This is a genomic window from Erythrobacter sp. EC-HK427, assembly GCF_902498745.1.
Lineage (GTDB): Bacteria > Pseudomonadota > Alphaproteobacteria > Sphingomonadales > Sphingomonadaceae > Alteraurantiacibacter.
Genome location: NZ_LR701479.1, coordinates 1,345,560 through 1,358,414, shown reverse-complemented (window position 1 = coordinate 1,358,414; position 12,855 = coordinate 1,345,560). Strand labels below are relative to the sequence as shown.

Annotated in this window: 16 protein-coding genes and 1 tRNA gene; 5 read left to right on the top strand and 12 right to left on the bottom strand. The window is 63.3% G+C overall.

The genetic code is table 11. The features are described from left to right. Positions 1-18 precede the first annotated feature (18 nt). The 3 genes from GC121_RS06635 to GC121_RS06625 form a co-directional block, all read right to left on the bottom strand. Positions 19-243 (bottom strand): hypothetical protein, encoded by a 225-nt coding sequence (locus tag GC121_RS06635; RefSeq protein ID WP_151973337.1) that lies wholly within the window; start codon positions 241-243, stop codon positions 19-21. A gap of 53 nt (positions 244-296) precedes the next feature. Next, positions 297-890 (bottom strand): FMN-dependent NADH-azoreductase, encoded by a 594-nt coding sequence (locus GC121_RS06630; protein WP_151973336.1) that lies wholly within the window; start codon positions 888-890, stop codon positions 297-299. 127 nt (positions 891-1,017) lie between these two features. Continuing rightward, positions 1,018-1,719, bottom strand: coding sequence for a pirin family protein (locus GC121_RS06625; RefSeq protein WP_151973335.1), 702 nt, complete (start codon positions 1,717-1,719; stop codon positions 1,018-1,020). 111 nt (positions 1,720-1,830) lie between these two features. Between GC121_RS06625 and GC121_RS06620 the strand changes: the two genes are divergently transcribed. Beyond that, positions 1,831-2,730, top strand: a complete 900-nt coding sequence (locus GC121_RS06620) for a LysR family transcriptional regulator (protein WP_151973334.1) — start codon at positions 1,831-1,833, stop codon at positions 2,728-2,730. Between the two features lie 987 nt (positions 2,731-3,717). Here GC121_RS06620 and GC121_RS06615 read toward each other — a convergent pair. Next, positions 3,718-3,792: transfer RNA gene (locus tag GC121_RS06615), tRNA-Gly, on the bottom strand. A gap of 242 nt (positions 3,793-4,034) precedes the next feature. Here GC121_RS06615 and GC121_RS06610 point away from each other — a divergent pair. Both GC121_RS06610 and GC121_RS06605 read left to right on the top strand, forming a co-directional pair. Then, positions 4,035-4,994 carry a tetratricopeptide repeat protein gene (locus GC121_RS06610; protein WP_151975629.1) on the top strand — a complete coding sequence of 320 codons (960 nt, stop codon included), beginning with the start codon at positions 4,035-4,037 and terminating at the stop codon, positions 4,992-4,994. A gap of 126 nt (positions 4,995-5,120) precedes the next feature. After that, positions 5,121-5,732 carry an LON peptidase substrate-binding domain-containing protein gene (locus GC121_RS06605; protein WP_234421136.1) on the top strand — a complete coding sequence of 204 codons (612 nt, stop codon included), beginning with the start codon at positions 5,121-5,123 and terminating at the stop codon, positions 5,730-5,732. 245 nt (positions 5,733-5,977) lie between these two features. Here GC121_RS06605 and GC121_RS06600 read toward each other — a convergent pair whose 3' ends face one another. The 4 genes from GC121_RS06600 to argB all read right to left on the bottom strand — a co-directional run bounded on the left by GC121_RS06600 (position 5,978) and on the right by argB (position 8,679). Further along, positions 5,978-6,601: a MarC family protein gene (locus GC121_RS06600; protein WP_151973332.1), complete on the bottom strand. Its 624-nt coding sequence runs from the start codon at positions 6,599-6,601 to the stop codon at positions 5,978-5,980. 3 nt (positions 6,602-6,604) lie between these two features. Beyond that, positions 6,605-7,378, bottom strand: coding sequence for a hypothetical protein (locus tag GC121_RS06595; protein WP_151973331.1), 774 nt, complete (start codon positions 7,376-7,378; stop codon positions 6,605-6,607). A 31-nt stretch (positions 7,379-7,409) separates the two neighbouring features. Further along, entirely contained in the window at positions 7,410-7,667 is a 258-nt protein-coding gene (locus tag GC121_RS06590) for a YggT family protein (protein WP_151973330.1), read from the bottom strand. A 94-nt stretch (positions 7,668-7,761) separates the two neighbouring features. Continuing rightward, positions 7,762-8,679 (bottom strand): acetylglutamate kinase, encoded by a 918-nt coding sequence (gene argB, locus GC121_RS06585; protein WP_151973329.1) that lies wholly within the window; start codon positions 8,677-8,679, stop codon positions 7,762-7,764. A gap of 90 nt (positions 8,680-8,769) precedes the next feature. On the opposite strand from argB, the gene ppk2 reads away from it, so the two are divergent. Further along, on the top strand, positions 8,770-9,543 hold the full coding sequence (ppk2, locus tag GC121_RS06580) for a polyphosphate kinase 2 (RefSeq protein WP_234421135.1): 774 nt from the start codon (positions 8,770-8,772) through the stop codon (positions 9,541-9,543). Between the two features lie 4 nt (positions 9,544-9,547). Then, a complete protein-coding gene (locus tag GC121_RS06575) occupies positions 9,548-10,075 on the top strand; it encodes a thermonuclease family protein (RefSeq protein WP_151973327.1) in 528 nt (175 codons plus the stop codon). A gap of 3 nt (positions 10,076-10,078) precedes the next feature. On the opposite strand, the gene GC121_RS15260 is transcribed toward GC121_RS06575, so the two are convergent. The 4 genes from GC121_RS15260 to nhaA all read right to left on the bottom strand — a co-directional run bounded on the left by GC121_RS15260 (position 10,079) and on the right by nhaA (position 12,807). Next, positions 10,079-10,579 (bottom strand): YegJ family protein, encoded by a 501-nt coding sequence (locus GC121_RS15260; protein ID WP_199857783.1) that lies wholly within the window; start codon positions 10,577-10,579, stop codon positions 10,079-10,081. 41 nt (positions 10,580-10,620) lie between these two features. Next, entirely contained in the window at positions 10,621-11,241 is a 621-nt protein-coding gene (locus GC121_RS15255; RefSeq protein WP_199857782.1) for a hypothetical protein, read from the bottom strand. Further along, complete coding sequence (locus GC121_RS06565) at positions 11,225-11,521, bottom strand: pentapeptide MXKDX repeat protein (RefSeq protein ID WP_199857781.1); 297 nt, start codon at positions 11,519-11,521, stop codon at positions 11,225-11,227. The genes GC121_RS15255 and GC121_RS06565 overlap by 17 nt, the downstream gene beginning before the upstream one ends. A gap of 77 nt (positions 11,522-11,598) precedes the next feature. Next, on the bottom strand, positions 11,599-12,807 hold the full coding sequence (gene nhaA / locus GC121_RS06560) for a Na+/H+ antiporter NhaA (RefSeq protein ID WP_151973324.1): 1,209 nt from the start codon (positions 12,805-12,807) through the stop codon (positions 11,599-11,601). Positions 12,808-12,855 lie beyond the last annotated feature (48 nt).

Genomic DNA, 12,855 nt, shown 5'->3' with positions numbered 1-12,855 from the left:
TCGCTTGCCCGCTGCGTATCAAGCGTTGGCGCGCGGGGGTATGGTTGGAGGGCGGTCACGCTTTTCCAGCACCTTCTTCACCATATAGCCACCTGCTCCGATCGCGAGCATTGCGGGGATGCTCATCCGGGCGATCACGGGCACCGCGACCGAGCCGAGAATCGCGCCCGCGGGGCCGCCGATGCGGCGGGTCTGCTTGCTGAGTGCCGCGCCGACGCCGGCGCCGATAATCCTGCCAATCATGTCAAATCTCCTTTGACTTATCAACGGACAAGCCCCGGCGCCGGTTCCCGGGATCAAGCCGCCAGCGTTGCCGCTTTGGCCTTTGCCTCGGCAATCTTTTCCTCGCCGCCTTCGCCCATAATGCCGTCGGCCGCGACCGTTTCGACATCGGTAATGCCGAGGAAGCCGAGGAAGAATGTGAGCCACGGGGTCATGTGATCGTATGCGCTGCCCACCGGTGTGCCGCCCGATGCGACGGCGAGGTAGACCTTCTTGCCGGTCAGCTTACCCTTCGGCCCTTCGGCGGTATATTCGAAGGTCGTGCCCGCGCGCGCCACCAGATCGGCCCATGCCTTCAACGTGGAGGGCATGGTGAAGTTGTAGATCGGAATGCCCATCACAATGATGTCGGCATCCTGCAATTCGCCGATCAGCGTATCGGCGATGGCGGCGAGTTCCTGCTGCTCCGGCGTGCGATCGGCATAAGGCGCGAGGTTCGCGGCGAAGCGGGCACCGTCGATAAACGGAAGGTCATTCTGCGAGAGGTCGCGCTCGACAACCGTGGCATCGCCCTTCGCGGTGAGGCTGGCGACAATGCGGGTGCTGAGATCGCGGCTGACCGAGTCCCCGCCGCGAATGCTGGCGGTGATGTGCAAGATATTGGGCATTGATGGTTCTCCTGTTGGGTTCGATTTCCCCTCCCTTGAGGGAGGGGTTAGGGGTGGGTGTGCGGCGCAAGTAGCTGCCGCCGAACCCCCACCCCCGGCCCCTCCCCATGGGGAGGGGAGTTTAGGGTTATGCCGCGTCGACCAGCACCAGCTCGCTGTCTTCGAGCGCGGTAATGGTCACGCTGGCGCGCTGCGTAATGGCGACGCCATCGCGGGCCTTGGCCTCCACATCCTCGATCCGCACCTTGCCGGTGGCGGGGACGAGGTAGAGGTGGCGCGAGGCATCGCGCGGGGTGTAGGTGACGCTTTCACCCGCTTTCACCGTTGCGCCCAACACGCGGGCATCGGTGCGGATCGGAAGCGCGTCATCATCATTCGCCACCCCGCTGGCGAGCGGCACGAACTGGCCTGCGCGATCATCCTTGGGGAATTTGCGCGCACCCCAACTCGGCGCTCCGCCACGCTCGGAGGGGATGATCCACAGCTGGAACAGCGTGCATTCCTCGCCTTCCAAATTGTATTCCGAATGCGCCACGCCATTGCCCGCGCTCATCACCTGCACATCACCCGCTTCGGTGCGGCCTTCATTGCCCATGCTGTCACGATGGGTGATCGCGCCTTTGCGGACATAGGTGATGATTTCCATGTCGCTGTGCGGGTGGGTGGGAAAGCCCGTGCCCGGCGCGATGGTGTCATCGTTCCACACCCGCAAAGCGCCCCAATTGACGCGGGCGGGATCGTGGTAGCTCGCAAAGGAGAAGTGGTGGTTCGCATTCAGCCAGCCGTGATTGGCCGAGCCGAGAGTTTCGAAAGGACGCAGTTCGATCATGGCATGTCTCCTTCGTGTCGGAGTGTGTCTTGGGATGACGCGGAGATAGGCCTTGGCGTTCCGCCTGATAACTGCGATAAAATGCCCCGAAATGTTCAGGAAATCCGAACAATGAAACTGGGCGAACCCTCGCTAGACCAGCTGCGCATCTTCCTCAGCGTGGAGGAGGAAGGCAGTTTCGGCGCGGCGGCGCGGCGCATGGGGCGCGCGGTTTCCGCCATCAGTTACGGCATTGCGCAGATGGAGGCGCAGCTGGGCGTGACGTTGTTCGCCCGCGAAGGCTCGCGCAAGCCGGTGCTGACCGATGCAGGGCGCGGCCTGCTCACCGAAGCAAAGGCGATTATCGACCGCTCCGACGCGCTGCTCGCCAAGACCCGCAGCCTCCATGCCGGGCTGGAAAGCGATCTGGGGCTGGTGGTCGATGTGATGGTGCCTGGCGAAGTCACCGCGCAGGTGCTGCGCGAATTTCGCGTGATGTTCCCCACGGTGGCGCTGCGCTTGCAGGTGGAGGGGTTGGGCGCGGTCGCCGCCTGCCTGCTTGATGCCGAGGCGGATCTGGCGATTGGCGGGCCGGTGCTGGGCGACCATCCGGAGCTGGAACGGCAAGCGATTGGCGAGACCGAGCTCGTCCCCGTCGCCGCCCCCGGCCACCCGCTCGCCCGCCATGGCATCGCGCCGGGGCAGAGCCGCGAGCATCTGCAACTCGTCCTCACCGACCGCTCTTCACTGACCAAAGGCCGCGAGTTTTCCGTCCTCAGCCCCCTAAGCTGGCGACTGGGCGATCTGAGCGCCAAGCACGAGCTGCTGCGCCAGGGCATAGGCTGGGGCAATATGCCCCGCCCGATGGTGGAGGCGGACTTGGCCAGCGGCGCGCTAGTGGTGCTCGACCTGCCGGAAAAGCCGGGCGCAACCTACGGCTTCAGCGCGGTATGGCGCCGCGATGCGAAACCGGGGCCGGCGGCGAGCTGGGTGATCGATGCGTTTAGGGAGCAGCTTTGCGCAAGAGACTGAAATGGTAACGCTTCGAGCAGTTCAGCCGAGCCACAGGTGTTAGTCAGCTCGTTTTCTCATTGCTTAAGAGTCCCTTAGCTCAGCCTCAGCCCAACGCTCGAGATATGAGCTCATCTGATCCCAGATTTCATCTTGGCTCTGTGCCCCTTTGTTAGGGCCGCTTACAATCGCGAACGCCTCACTCGAATATCGGGCGTCGGCACCTTCGCTGAGAGCCTTCTCAAAGCAGCGATCCAATTCCGTGGAAACTAGACGCCATTTCCATCGCTCGGGTTGGAAGTGCAAGAGCGGGAAACAAGCCAATGCACGAGCTTCACCCTGTAAGTCGGGGCGGTAGTCTCGTTCTGTTAGCAAACGAAAAGAATCTGTCTTCCAAATCGTAAACGCTAACCGCGGCATCAAAGCGCTCAGCAATTTCGCAGAGGTGCGAAGCTCTCGTTTACTCCAATAAACGCTGAGCGTCTCATCCTCCCCGATCCCTCTAATCGAATATGCCCAATGAAGCGCTTCAAAGTCCAGCTTATGAGTGACTGCACCGACGAACTTCCCGCTAGGTGTCGGTGGTCGATTGTCACAGCATCGAATTTCAACCAATGCGTATGGTTGATGCGGCTCCCGCTGAACCAAACCGTTCCCGTCTATCAGCGCAAAAGGAATGAACTGCTCAACCAAGCAAATTCTGTCAGAAATAACCGACCAATCGCGATCTTTCACTAATACATCAGTCAAACGCGCTGCCCCTTCCTGGCCTCTGCGATTGGGCTACCTCAGCTGGCTACGCGAGTCATGAAGACTCTCGCTTCCTCCTTTGCAAATCGCAGATCTCCAACGCGCCCCGCGAGCGCATATCGGCCAAGCACAAAAACGGTGACGATTTGATGGAACTTGAGGATTCGAACTACCATGGGTTATTATCCCACAGCTACGCCACATCGGGCGCAGGACCATATCGGCTGCCTCGACAAACACTAGCGCTGCGGAAGAAAATGGAGCGGGCGAGGCGATTCGAACGCCCGACCCTCACCTTGGCAAGGTGATGCTCTACCCCTGAGCTACGCCCGCTCACTGGCGTTTTCCGGCGGGTGCGAACCCGTTGATCCGGATGGAGAGCGGCGCGGTTAGCACCGGCACCGGGCCCCCGCAAGAGGGAATCTGCAACAAACTGCGCGCAAGGCCGCACAATCGCATCTGATCGCTAGCCGCAGCCCCTTCCCCCCTTCACAAACCGCGCAAAGGTGCCACATTGCCCCCGACACGCAATGTACAAGCAAAGCGCACGACACAGGAGCATTACCTTGGCAAGCATGGGCCTCAATCTCGACGAGCAGAAAGCCGTCGACCGATTCCGCAAACAGGTTGTGGAACCGAGCCAGACCAAGCTGGTGATCCTCGATTTCTGGGCCGAATGGTGCGGCCCGTGCAAGGCGCTGGCTCCGGTGCTGGAGAAAGTCGCGGCCGAATATGCCGATAAGGGCGTGGTGCTGGCGAAAATCGATGTCGACGAGGAACGCTTCATCGCCAGCCAGTTCCAGGTGCAGTCGATCCCCACCGTCTATGCGATGTTCCAGGGCCAGCCGGTGGCCGACCTGACGCCTGCGCGCACCGAATCGCAGCTAAAAGGCGCGCTCGACCAGTTGCTGGCGCAATTGCCTATTCAGGCGGGCGCGGCGGATTTCGATCCCGAAGCGGCACAACTGGCGGCCATGGAAGAGCAGATCGGCCAGATCATCGCCATGGGCGAACAGGCGCTGGCCGATGGCGAGAACGAAAAAGCGGTCGAGATTTTCCAGCAAATCGCTGCCAACGCGCCGCCGCCCATCGCCCAGAAGCCCGAAGTGCAGGCGGGCCTGATCCGCGCGTTGATCGCGGCGGGCCGTGCGGAAGACGCGCAAACCGCCTATGATGCGCTGCCGCCGGAAGTGCAGGGCGAGGAGCTGGTGGTGCAGGCGCACAAGGCACTCGCGCTGGTCGAAAACAAGGTCGATGACAGCGAATTGCAGGCGTTGCGGGCGGCGGCGGCAGAGCGTCCTGCGGACACCGACGCGCAGATCGCTTTTGCCGAGGCCGCTTTCGCTGCAGGCGAGCGCGACGAGGCGGCGGATGTGTTGCTACGCGCCATTCAAGGTGCGCATGACCCGTCCGCCGAAAAACCGGAGGACAGCCCGGCCAAGGCCAAGCTGCTGCAGATCTTCGAAGCGGTCGGCATGGAAGACCCGTGGGTGGCGAGCCAGCGGCGCAAGCTTTCGCTTATTCTCTTTGGTTGAGATGGCTGCATCCCATACTCCGCTCACCCTGAGCTTGTCGAAGGGTTGCTTTTTCTTCTTGCACCGCCTGCCCGAAGTAAGGGCAATGCTTCGATAGGCTCAGCATGAGCGGATATAGGTAGCCAAGTGACCAAACGCCTCTCGATCTTCCCGCTCACGGGCGCGCTGCTCTTCCCCGGGCTGCAATTGCCGCTGCATATTTTCGAGCCGCGTTACCGCGCGATGGTCGGCGATGCGCTGGCGCGGGACCGGCGGATTGCGATGATCCAGCCCAAGGAATCGGTCGAAGGAGCGCCGCTCTACACCATCGGCTGCGTCGGCAAGATCGAGGATGTCGAGGCGAGCGAGGATGGGCGCTACAATATCCTGCTCACCGGCGAGGCGCGCTTCCGCGTGGTGCGCGAGTTGGAGGTGACAACGCCCTTCCGCCAGGTCGAAGCCGAATTGTTCGACGAGCCGAAGGACGAGTTTCTCTCGCTCGGCGAACGCGCCAGCTTCGAGCACGAGGCGCGCAAATATGCCGACAGCCAGGGCTATGCTATCGACTGGGATTCGGTCGCCAAGCTGGACGATGTAACGCTGATCAACGGCGTGTCGCAGATTGCGCCATTCGATTCGGCGGCGAAACAAGCGCTGCTTGAGGCACCGAATTTGCGCGAACGGTGCGATCTGCTGGTCAGCCTGCTGGAATTTTTTGCCCGCGGTGATCCCGATGAGGGGCATGTAACTCTTCAGTAGTTACGCCCGCCCATCCGGGCGGGCATCCTCGGTGCTGTTCGCTCCGCCGGGGCTTCGCTCCGGCTGCGCGGCACCTGCGGGTCGCGCTTTGCGCTCGGTCGTCGCCTTCGGCTCCGATTGGGCGCCCACAATAGTCGCGAATTTGCTTCGGCCCGCAAGGGCCGCAAAGGCGACTGCCCGCCCGCAGCGGGCGCGGCTTGCCAGCGCGTCTAGCGAGGACGAAGGCGCGTATGCGCCTTCGCAGATCAGATATTAAACGCGCCTCTTAGCCCATCGATCACATACTGCGCGGCCAGCGCGGCCAGTAGGACACCAAGCAGCCGCGTAATCACCGCTTCCACCCGCGCGCCGAGCAGGCGGATCAGCGGGCCAGCGGCGATCAGGGCGATCATCGTGAGGAGCAGCACGCTCACCAGCGCGCCGAGCACGACCAGCGTTTGCTCGTAACCATCAGCCTCGTTTTGCAGCAGCATCACCGCCGCAATCGCGCCCGGCCCGGCGAGCATTGGCATGGCCATGGGGAAGACCGACACGTCCTCCACCTCGGGAGTCGCGGCAACCTTTTCGGCGCGTTCCTCGCGGCGCTGGGTGCGCTTTTCGAAGACCATTTCCCACGCGATCCAGAACAGCATGAAGCCGCCTGCGATGCGGAAGGAATCGAGTTCGATATGCAGCGCGCCCAGCAGGCTCTGCCCGAACAGCGCGAAGATCACGAGGATAACAAAGGCGATCATGCACGCCCGGATCGCCATATTGCGCGCCTGCGCTGGCGTTGCCGCCTTGGTGAGCCCGGCATAGATCGGCGCGCAACCCGGCGGGTCGATCACCACGAACAATGTGATAAAAGCGGAGAAGAAGAGTTCGATCATGGCTTAACCGCCTGCGGGAACGCTGAAGGTATCGGCGATTTGCCATTCGCCGCCGCGATACCATTCGACGATCACGTTCCGGGTTCCCCCTGCATATTGCCGCCATTCGACTTTGAGCGTGCCGTCATCCGCCACCCATTCGCCAATCTCGGGCGGCGCGCCGGAGGTGATATTGATCGGCGACTGCGGCACCGACGCGCCCTCCGCCGGACAATCGGCAATCCGCCCGTTGATGGCCAGCATCCCCGGCACGATAATCGCATTTTCGGGCAGATCGGGATCGACTTCCGGCGCGGGCTGCGGATTGTCGAGCGCGCCGATATCGTAGATCCACTTGTAGCTGCGGTCGCTCTGCAATTCCCACACGGTCACGTAGGAGCCGACGTCGCCCGAGGGCATTTGCAGCCGCCCAAAGGTCACCGCCAGCGTCCCGTCGCAGCTCGACCAGATGTCGGCGGGTGTCCACGCAATGGCCTGTTCGGGATTGGCGCGGCCATTGATGAAGCTCTCGAGCGGCACCGGCCCGCCCGGCCCGTGCACAACGGCACCGCTCGCGGCATAGGCGCGGAAGGCGGTCCACTGCCCTTCGTCGCGCGCCATCCGCGCAAAGGCAATGTCCGCAGCGGCCACGCGGCCCGGATCGCCGATAGTCGGCAGCCGCTCCAAAGTGCGCTCTGCCGCGCGGGCCTGACGGGTCATCGCCTGCTCGCGCGCCGACGTGCAGGCGGTGAGCAGCGCGCCAAGGGCAATCGCGGTGAGGAGCGTCTTTGCGGTCATTCCGTGCCCCTGCTCCGCACCACCCGCATTGTCAAAGTCCGACGGCGAGATTGCCGAGAATGATCGTCACGATGTTGAGCAGGATGATCAGCACCATGGGCGAGAAATCAATCGCGCCGGTATCGGGCATAAAGCGGCGGATCGGCCGCAAAATCGGCTCCAGCAGCGCGTTCAGTGACTGGTACACCTGCGAGAGGAACTGGTTGCTCGGGCTCACCACGTTGAAGGCGAACAGCAGGCCGATCACGAACTGGATGATGACGATCATGATGATCGCGGTCGTAATCATGTCGACGATTTGCAAAAGCGCTAGCACGCGTAACTCCTAAACTGCCCGCCCCAGGTGCATCCCTGAGTGTATCACTCACCTAATACAGGCTCGCCTAACCCGCAAGACTGACCAAAGTCCCTGCCCCGCGGCTGGTGAAGAATTCCAGCAACATGGCGTGCGGAACCCGCCCGTCAAGCACCACCGCCGCTTCGCAGCCCGCCTCCACCGCATCGACGCAGGTTTGCAGCTTGGGGATCATCCCGCCGCTGATCGTGCCGTTGGCGCGCAATATGGCGATATCGGCGGGCGAGAGATCGGTCAGCAGCTTGCCCTGCTTGTCCAGCACGCCCGCGACATCGGTCAGCAGGAACAACCGCGCCGCGCCCAGTGCCGCCGCCAGCGCGCCCGCCATGGTGTCGGCATTGATATTGTAGGTGTGCCCTTCGCCATCGCTGGCAATCGGCGCGACAATCGGGATCATGCCCGCATCACTCACTGTCTTCAGGACAGCGATATCCACGTCCACCGGATCGCCAACAAAGCCAAGATCGACGGCCTGCTCGATCTGGCTGTCGGGGTCTTTCACCGTGCGGCTGACTTTCTCGGCGCGGACCATCTGGCCGTCCTTGCCGCTAAGGCCAATCGCCCTGCCGCCCGCCTGATTAACCCAGCCGACAAGTTCCTTGTTGATCGCTCCGGACAAGACCATTTCGGCGATCTCGGCGGTCGCCTTGTCGGTCACGCGCAGGCCATCGACAAAGGTGCTTTCCACGCCGAGTTTTTTGAGCATCGCGCCGATCTGCGGCCCGCCGCCATGCACCACCACCGGATTGATGCCGACCGCTTTCAACAGCACGATATCCTCGGCAAAATCGCGCGCGGCTTCGGGGTCGCCCATGGCGTGGCCGCCATATTTCACCACAAAGCTCTTGCCCGCATAGCGCTGGAAATAGGGCAGCGCCTCGATCAGCGTTTCGGCCTTGGCCAGCATCGGCTCCGCCGTGGGCGGGGTATCATTGGTCGTGCTCATGCCGGCTGCGTTACTGTGCAGCAGCGCATATCGCCAGCTTTTCCGCGCACAGGCTGGCGCAGCGGCGCAAGGTGCGGCATGATTTGCCCCATGAAAACCAAGCAATATGAAGAGCTGCTCGAACCGATGGAGCAGGAACTGGTGCAAATGGCGCGCTGGGCGAAGGCCACGGGCGAGCGGATTTGTGTGCTGCTGGAAGGGCGCGATACGGCGGGCAAGGGCGGGACGATCAAGGCGATCAGCCAACGGCTCAATCCGCGCCAGTGCCGCGTGGTTGCGCTCTCCAAGCCGGGCGATACCGAGCGCACGCAGTGGTATTTCCAGCGGTATGTTCCGCACCTGCCCGCCGCCGGGGAAATCGTGCTGTTCGACCGCAGCTGGTATAACCGCGCGGGCGTTGAGAAAGTCATGGGCTTTGCCGATGATGCGCAGGTGACGAAGTTCCTCCACGAAGCGCCGATCTTCGAGCGGCTGCTGGTGGATGACGGGATCCGCCTATTCAAATACTGGCTGAGCGCCGGTCAGGAAGCGCAGGAAGAACGCTTTGCCGAGCGGTTGGTAGACCCGCTCAAACGCTGGAAGCTCTCCCCCATCGATCTCGCCAGCCGCACCAAATATGCCGAATATTCGGCCGCGCGCGAGGCGATGTTTGCCGCGACGCACACGCAGCACGCGCCGTGGACGGTGGTCGATTACAACGACCAGAAGCATGGCCGCCTGACGCTGATCCGCGATCTGCTTGACCGACTGCCCGATACCCATGTTCCCGAAGAGCCGCTCGACTGGCCGGAGCTGGGCCATCCGCCGCTTGAGGAAGAGTTTGCCCTGCTCCAGCCGATTGCGCTCTTCCCGCTGGAGGACTGAGCGCATGGCCAAAGCGCCGCGCTTCGATGCGGCATGGAACCGCAAGCGCCGCTGGAAAGCGGCATGGCGGCGGTGGCGCTGGGTGCCGGGTCTGGCCATCCTTGCCGGGCTGGCCGTGTGGGCGCGGCAGGCGGGCTGGGGCGATGGTGAGTGGCAGGAAATGGCGCAGCAATTCCCCGTCTGCGGAACCGCCACGCGCGGCGCGGGCTGCGTGATCGACGGGGACACGCTGGCGATTGGCGAGCGGCGCATCCGCCTCTCCGGCTATGACGCGCCCGAACTCGACGGCGAATGCGAGAACGAACGGTTGAAAGCGGTCGAAGCACAATTCGCACTCTCGCGCTGGCTGAGCGCGGGGCCGTTCGAGCTGGAGGGTGGGGCAGACCGCCCGCGCGACAAATATGGCCGCGAACTTGCCGAAGCGCGGCGCGGCAATGTGCGGCTGTCCGATCACATGATCGGGCTCGGTCTGGCGACCGAAAACGGCTGGATGCTCGCCGACGACTGGGCCAGCGTGGAGTGGTGCGCCTAGCGCCTACCAGCCATAGGCCGCGCGCACCTGCGCCGCTTCTGCGGGCGGCAGGTACTCCAGCAAGACCCTGATCGTGTAGCCGCCATGGGTGTAGCCCTGCGCGTCGACATAGCTCCAGTCGCTCACCTGCGAAAGCGGAACGGCCACCGGATCGCCGAGACGCCAGCCCTCCTGGAACGGACGGTTGGACAGCGTGCCAAGCAAGCGGTTGCCCTCCAACCGCACGTCGCGCACCCAGATATGTTCGTAGCCACCCAGCGGGAACTTGAAGCTGAACGAATGGGCCCCCTCGGGCGGTTCGGCCAGTGCCTCAAGGAAGATCGCAAGAGTGGTCTGCGCATCGGCGATGGCAGCGTTCATCTGCGCATCCTGCGCCGAGACTTGCACCACAGGATCGCTGTTGCCGCTCTCAATAGGCGGCGCCTTCTGCGCGTGCGCCGGAAGCGAAACTGTGGCGAGGCCAGCGGCGATAGCAAGGGCGAGTGTGTGGAACTTTGTCAGCATAGCGAGAGGCTTAATCGCTGATTGACCGTCTGCCAACCGATTCACACGAGGAATGGGGCGCTCGCCAAAATCTCGGCGTGGCGGTCTTGCGGGTCGACTTCGGCCAGCTTCGCATCGCGCGCACGCAGCAGGGCCTCCACATCGCGGCGCGCCACTGCCAGCGCGCAGGTGAGCCAGCGCCCGACAAGGGGAATGCCCTTCGCCGTGCCCGCATCGCTCATATCCATCTGCCCCAGCCGCGCGATGATCGCTTCCGCCGGATAGAGAAACTCGTCGGTCACCCATTGATTGGTGGTGATCCAGTGGGTCGGCAGGCCATCGGTGTCAAAACACAGGGCGGCAACATGGACGACCTTGGCAGGCTTCTTCTTGGTCGGCTTGGCCAGCGGTTCGACACCGTCAAACGCGGCGAGCGGCAGGAACAGGTGGAAGTGTCCGTGCTCCTTCGGCCCGCGCTGTTCGGGCGGGTGCGCGTGGTAGAACCAGCGCGCCTTTGTGACCGGGTCAATAGCATCGCCCTTGGGGTAGTGTTCCCACTGGGTGAAGGTAGCAGGCGGCTGGGGCAGGACGCGCTGGATGAGCACCCTGCCCTCGCCAACCATGACCTCGCTGAGAGATACCAGCTCGGCCAGGGCATCATCGCGGTTACTGGGCAGCGGCATCGCTTTCCATGGCTTCGCCTTCCATGGCGTCACCTTCCATGGACTCGCCCTCCATGGTGTCGCCTTCCATCGCGTCACCTTCCATAGCTTCGCCTTCCATGCTGTCGGCGGCCATCGCGTCTTCGTTCACGGCTTCATCGGCCATGGTCTCGTCAGCTTCGGCAACGGCAGCGCAGCAAGCACCGCACGCGCCGCAGCCGCTGCACGCCGACAGGGCGGGCACGGCGAGGGCAAGGCCACCGGCGACAGCCAGCAAGCGGGTAAGGTTGGTTTCAGGCATCGAACTCATCTCCTTTGGTGCGTCCCCCCAATCGCGGGCGGCTCCAGCGAAGCTGTTCGCCAGCCTCAACGCAAGGGTTACATCGCCTCCGCCATTTCACGCGAAGGCACCCGCGCGGCCTCTTGCGGCAGCGTCTGCCGCAGCAGCAGATAGCCCGCCAGCGCCGCTACCAGCGATCCCGAGAGCACGCCGATTTTCACCGCATCGACCTGCGCCGGATCGGCAAAGGCAAGGTTGCCGATAAACAGGCTCATGGTGAAGCCAATGGCGGCGAGCAGCGAGACCGCGTGCACCTGCTTCCAGCCCACCCCGTCGGGCAGTTTGGCGATACCGGCCTTCACCGCCATGAAGGCAAAGCCGAGAATGCCCACCTGCTTGCCGATCAACAGGCCCAGCGCAATGCCCAAAGGCAGCGGGGCGAGCAGCGTGTCAAAGCCGACACCGCTCAAAGACACGCCAGCATTGGCGAACCCGAAGATGGGAATGACGAGGAAGGCCACATAGGGGTGCAGCGCGTGCTCCATCCGCTCCAGCGGTTGTTCGCCATTCTTGCCCGCAATCGGCACGCACATGGCCGCCGCCACGCCCGCCAAAGTCGCGTGCACACCGCTCTTGAGCACGAAGACCCACAGCACGATGCCGAGGATGACGTAGGGAATGCTCGATGCCACTTTCGCGCGGCCGAAGATGGCCAGCACCGCCAAGGCAATCGCACCGCCTGCCAGCATCGGCAGACTGGTTTCGGCGGTGTAGAAGATGGCGATAATCGCAATCGCCCCGATATCGTCGATCACGGCGATGGCCAGCAGCAGCGCCTTCAGTGCCACCGGCACGCGCGGGCCGAGCAGCGAGAGGATGCCGAGTGCAAAGGCGATATCGGTTGCGGCGGGGATGGCCCAGCCGCTCAAATTTTCGGGCGTATTCCAGTTGAAGGCGACGAAGATCGCGGCGGGGATCGCCATGCCGCCGATCGCTGCGGCCAGCGGCAGGCTTGCCTTGTCCCAGCTGTTCAACTGCCCGATCAATGCCTCGCGCTTCACTTCCAGCCCGATGAGGAAGAAGAACACCGCCATCAGCCCGTCATTGATCCACAGCAGCAGCGGCTTGTCGATCATCGCTTCGCCAAAGCCGACCACGACGGGGATTTGCAGCGCGCTGAAATAGCCCGCAGCAAAGGGCGAATTGGCGATCACCAGCGCCAGCGCGGCGGCGATGATCAGGATGATGCCGCCCGCGCTTTCCTTCTTCAGGAAATCGGCGAACATCGGGGTAATTTTGGCGAGCATGGTAATCTCTCTTGATGAGGCGCGGAGCGCCGAAAAGGCGGCGGGAAG

What these genes read in the sequence shown, in the direction of transcription:
- GC121_RS06635 (WP_151973337.1), bottom strand. Translation starts at nt 243, where the DNA reads ATGATTGGCAGGATTATCGGCGCCGGCGTCGGCGCGGCACTCAGCAAG.
- GC121_RS06630 (WP_151973336.1), bottom strand. Translation starts at nt 890, where the DNA reads ATGCCCAATATCTTGCACATCACCGCCAGCATTCGCGGCGGGGACTCG.
- GC121_RS06625 (WP_151973335.1), bottom strand. Translation starts at nt 1,719, where the DNA reads ATGATCGAACTGCGTCCTTTCGAAACTCTCGGCTCGGCCAATCACGGC.
- GC121_RS06620 (WP_151973334.1), top strand. Translation starts at nt 1,831, where the DNA reads ATGAAACTGGGCGAACCCTCGCTAGACCAGCTGCGCATCTTCCTCAGC.
- GC121_RS06610 (WP_151975629.1), top strand. Translation starts at nt 4,035, where the DNA reads ATGGGCCTCAATCTCGACGAGCAGAAAGCCGTCGACCGATTCCGCAAA.
- GC121_RS06600 (WP_151973332.1), bottom strand. Translation starts at nt 6,601, where the DNA reads ATGATCGAACTCTTCTTCTCCGCTTTTATCACATTGTTCGTGGTGATC.
- GC121_RS06595 (WP_151973331.1), bottom strand. Translation starts at nt 7,378, where the DNA reads ATGACCGCAAAGACGCTCCTCACCGCGATTGCCCTTGGCGCGCTGCTC.
- GC121_RS06590 (WP_151973330.1), bottom strand. Translation starts at nt 7,667, where the DNA reads ATGATTACGACCGCGATCATCATGATCGTCATCATCCAGTTCGTGATC.
- argB (WP_151973329.1), bottom strand. Translation starts at nt 8,679, where the DNA reads ATGAGCACGACCAATGATACCCCGCCCACGGCGGAGCCGATGCTGGCC.
- ppk2 (WP_234421135.1), top strand. Translation starts at nt 8,770, where the DNA reads ATGAAAACCAAGCAATATGAAGAGCTGCTCGAACCGATGGAGCAGGAA.
- GC121_RS06575 (WP_151973327.1), top strand. Translation starts at nt 9,548, where the DNA reads ATGGCCAAAGCGCCGCGCTTCGATGCGGCATGGAACCGCAAGCGCCGC.
- GC121_RS15260 (WP_199857783.1), bottom strand. Translation starts at nt 10,579, where the DNA reads ATGCTGACAAAGTTCCACACACTCGCCCTTGCTATCGCCGCTGGCCTC.
- GC121_RS15255 (WP_199857782.1), bottom strand. Translation starts at nt 11,241, where the DNA reads ATGCCGCTGCCCAGTAACCGCGATGATGCCCTGGCCGAGCTGGTATCT.
- GC121_RS06565 (WP_199857781.1), bottom strand. Translation starts at nt 11,521, where the DNA reads ATGCCTGAAACCAACCTTACCCGCTTGCTGGCTGTCGCCGGTGGCCTT.
- nhaA (WP_151973324.1), bottom strand. Translation starts at nt 12,807, where the DNA reads ATGCTCGCCAAAATTACCCCGATGTTCGCCGATTTCCTGAAGAAGGAA.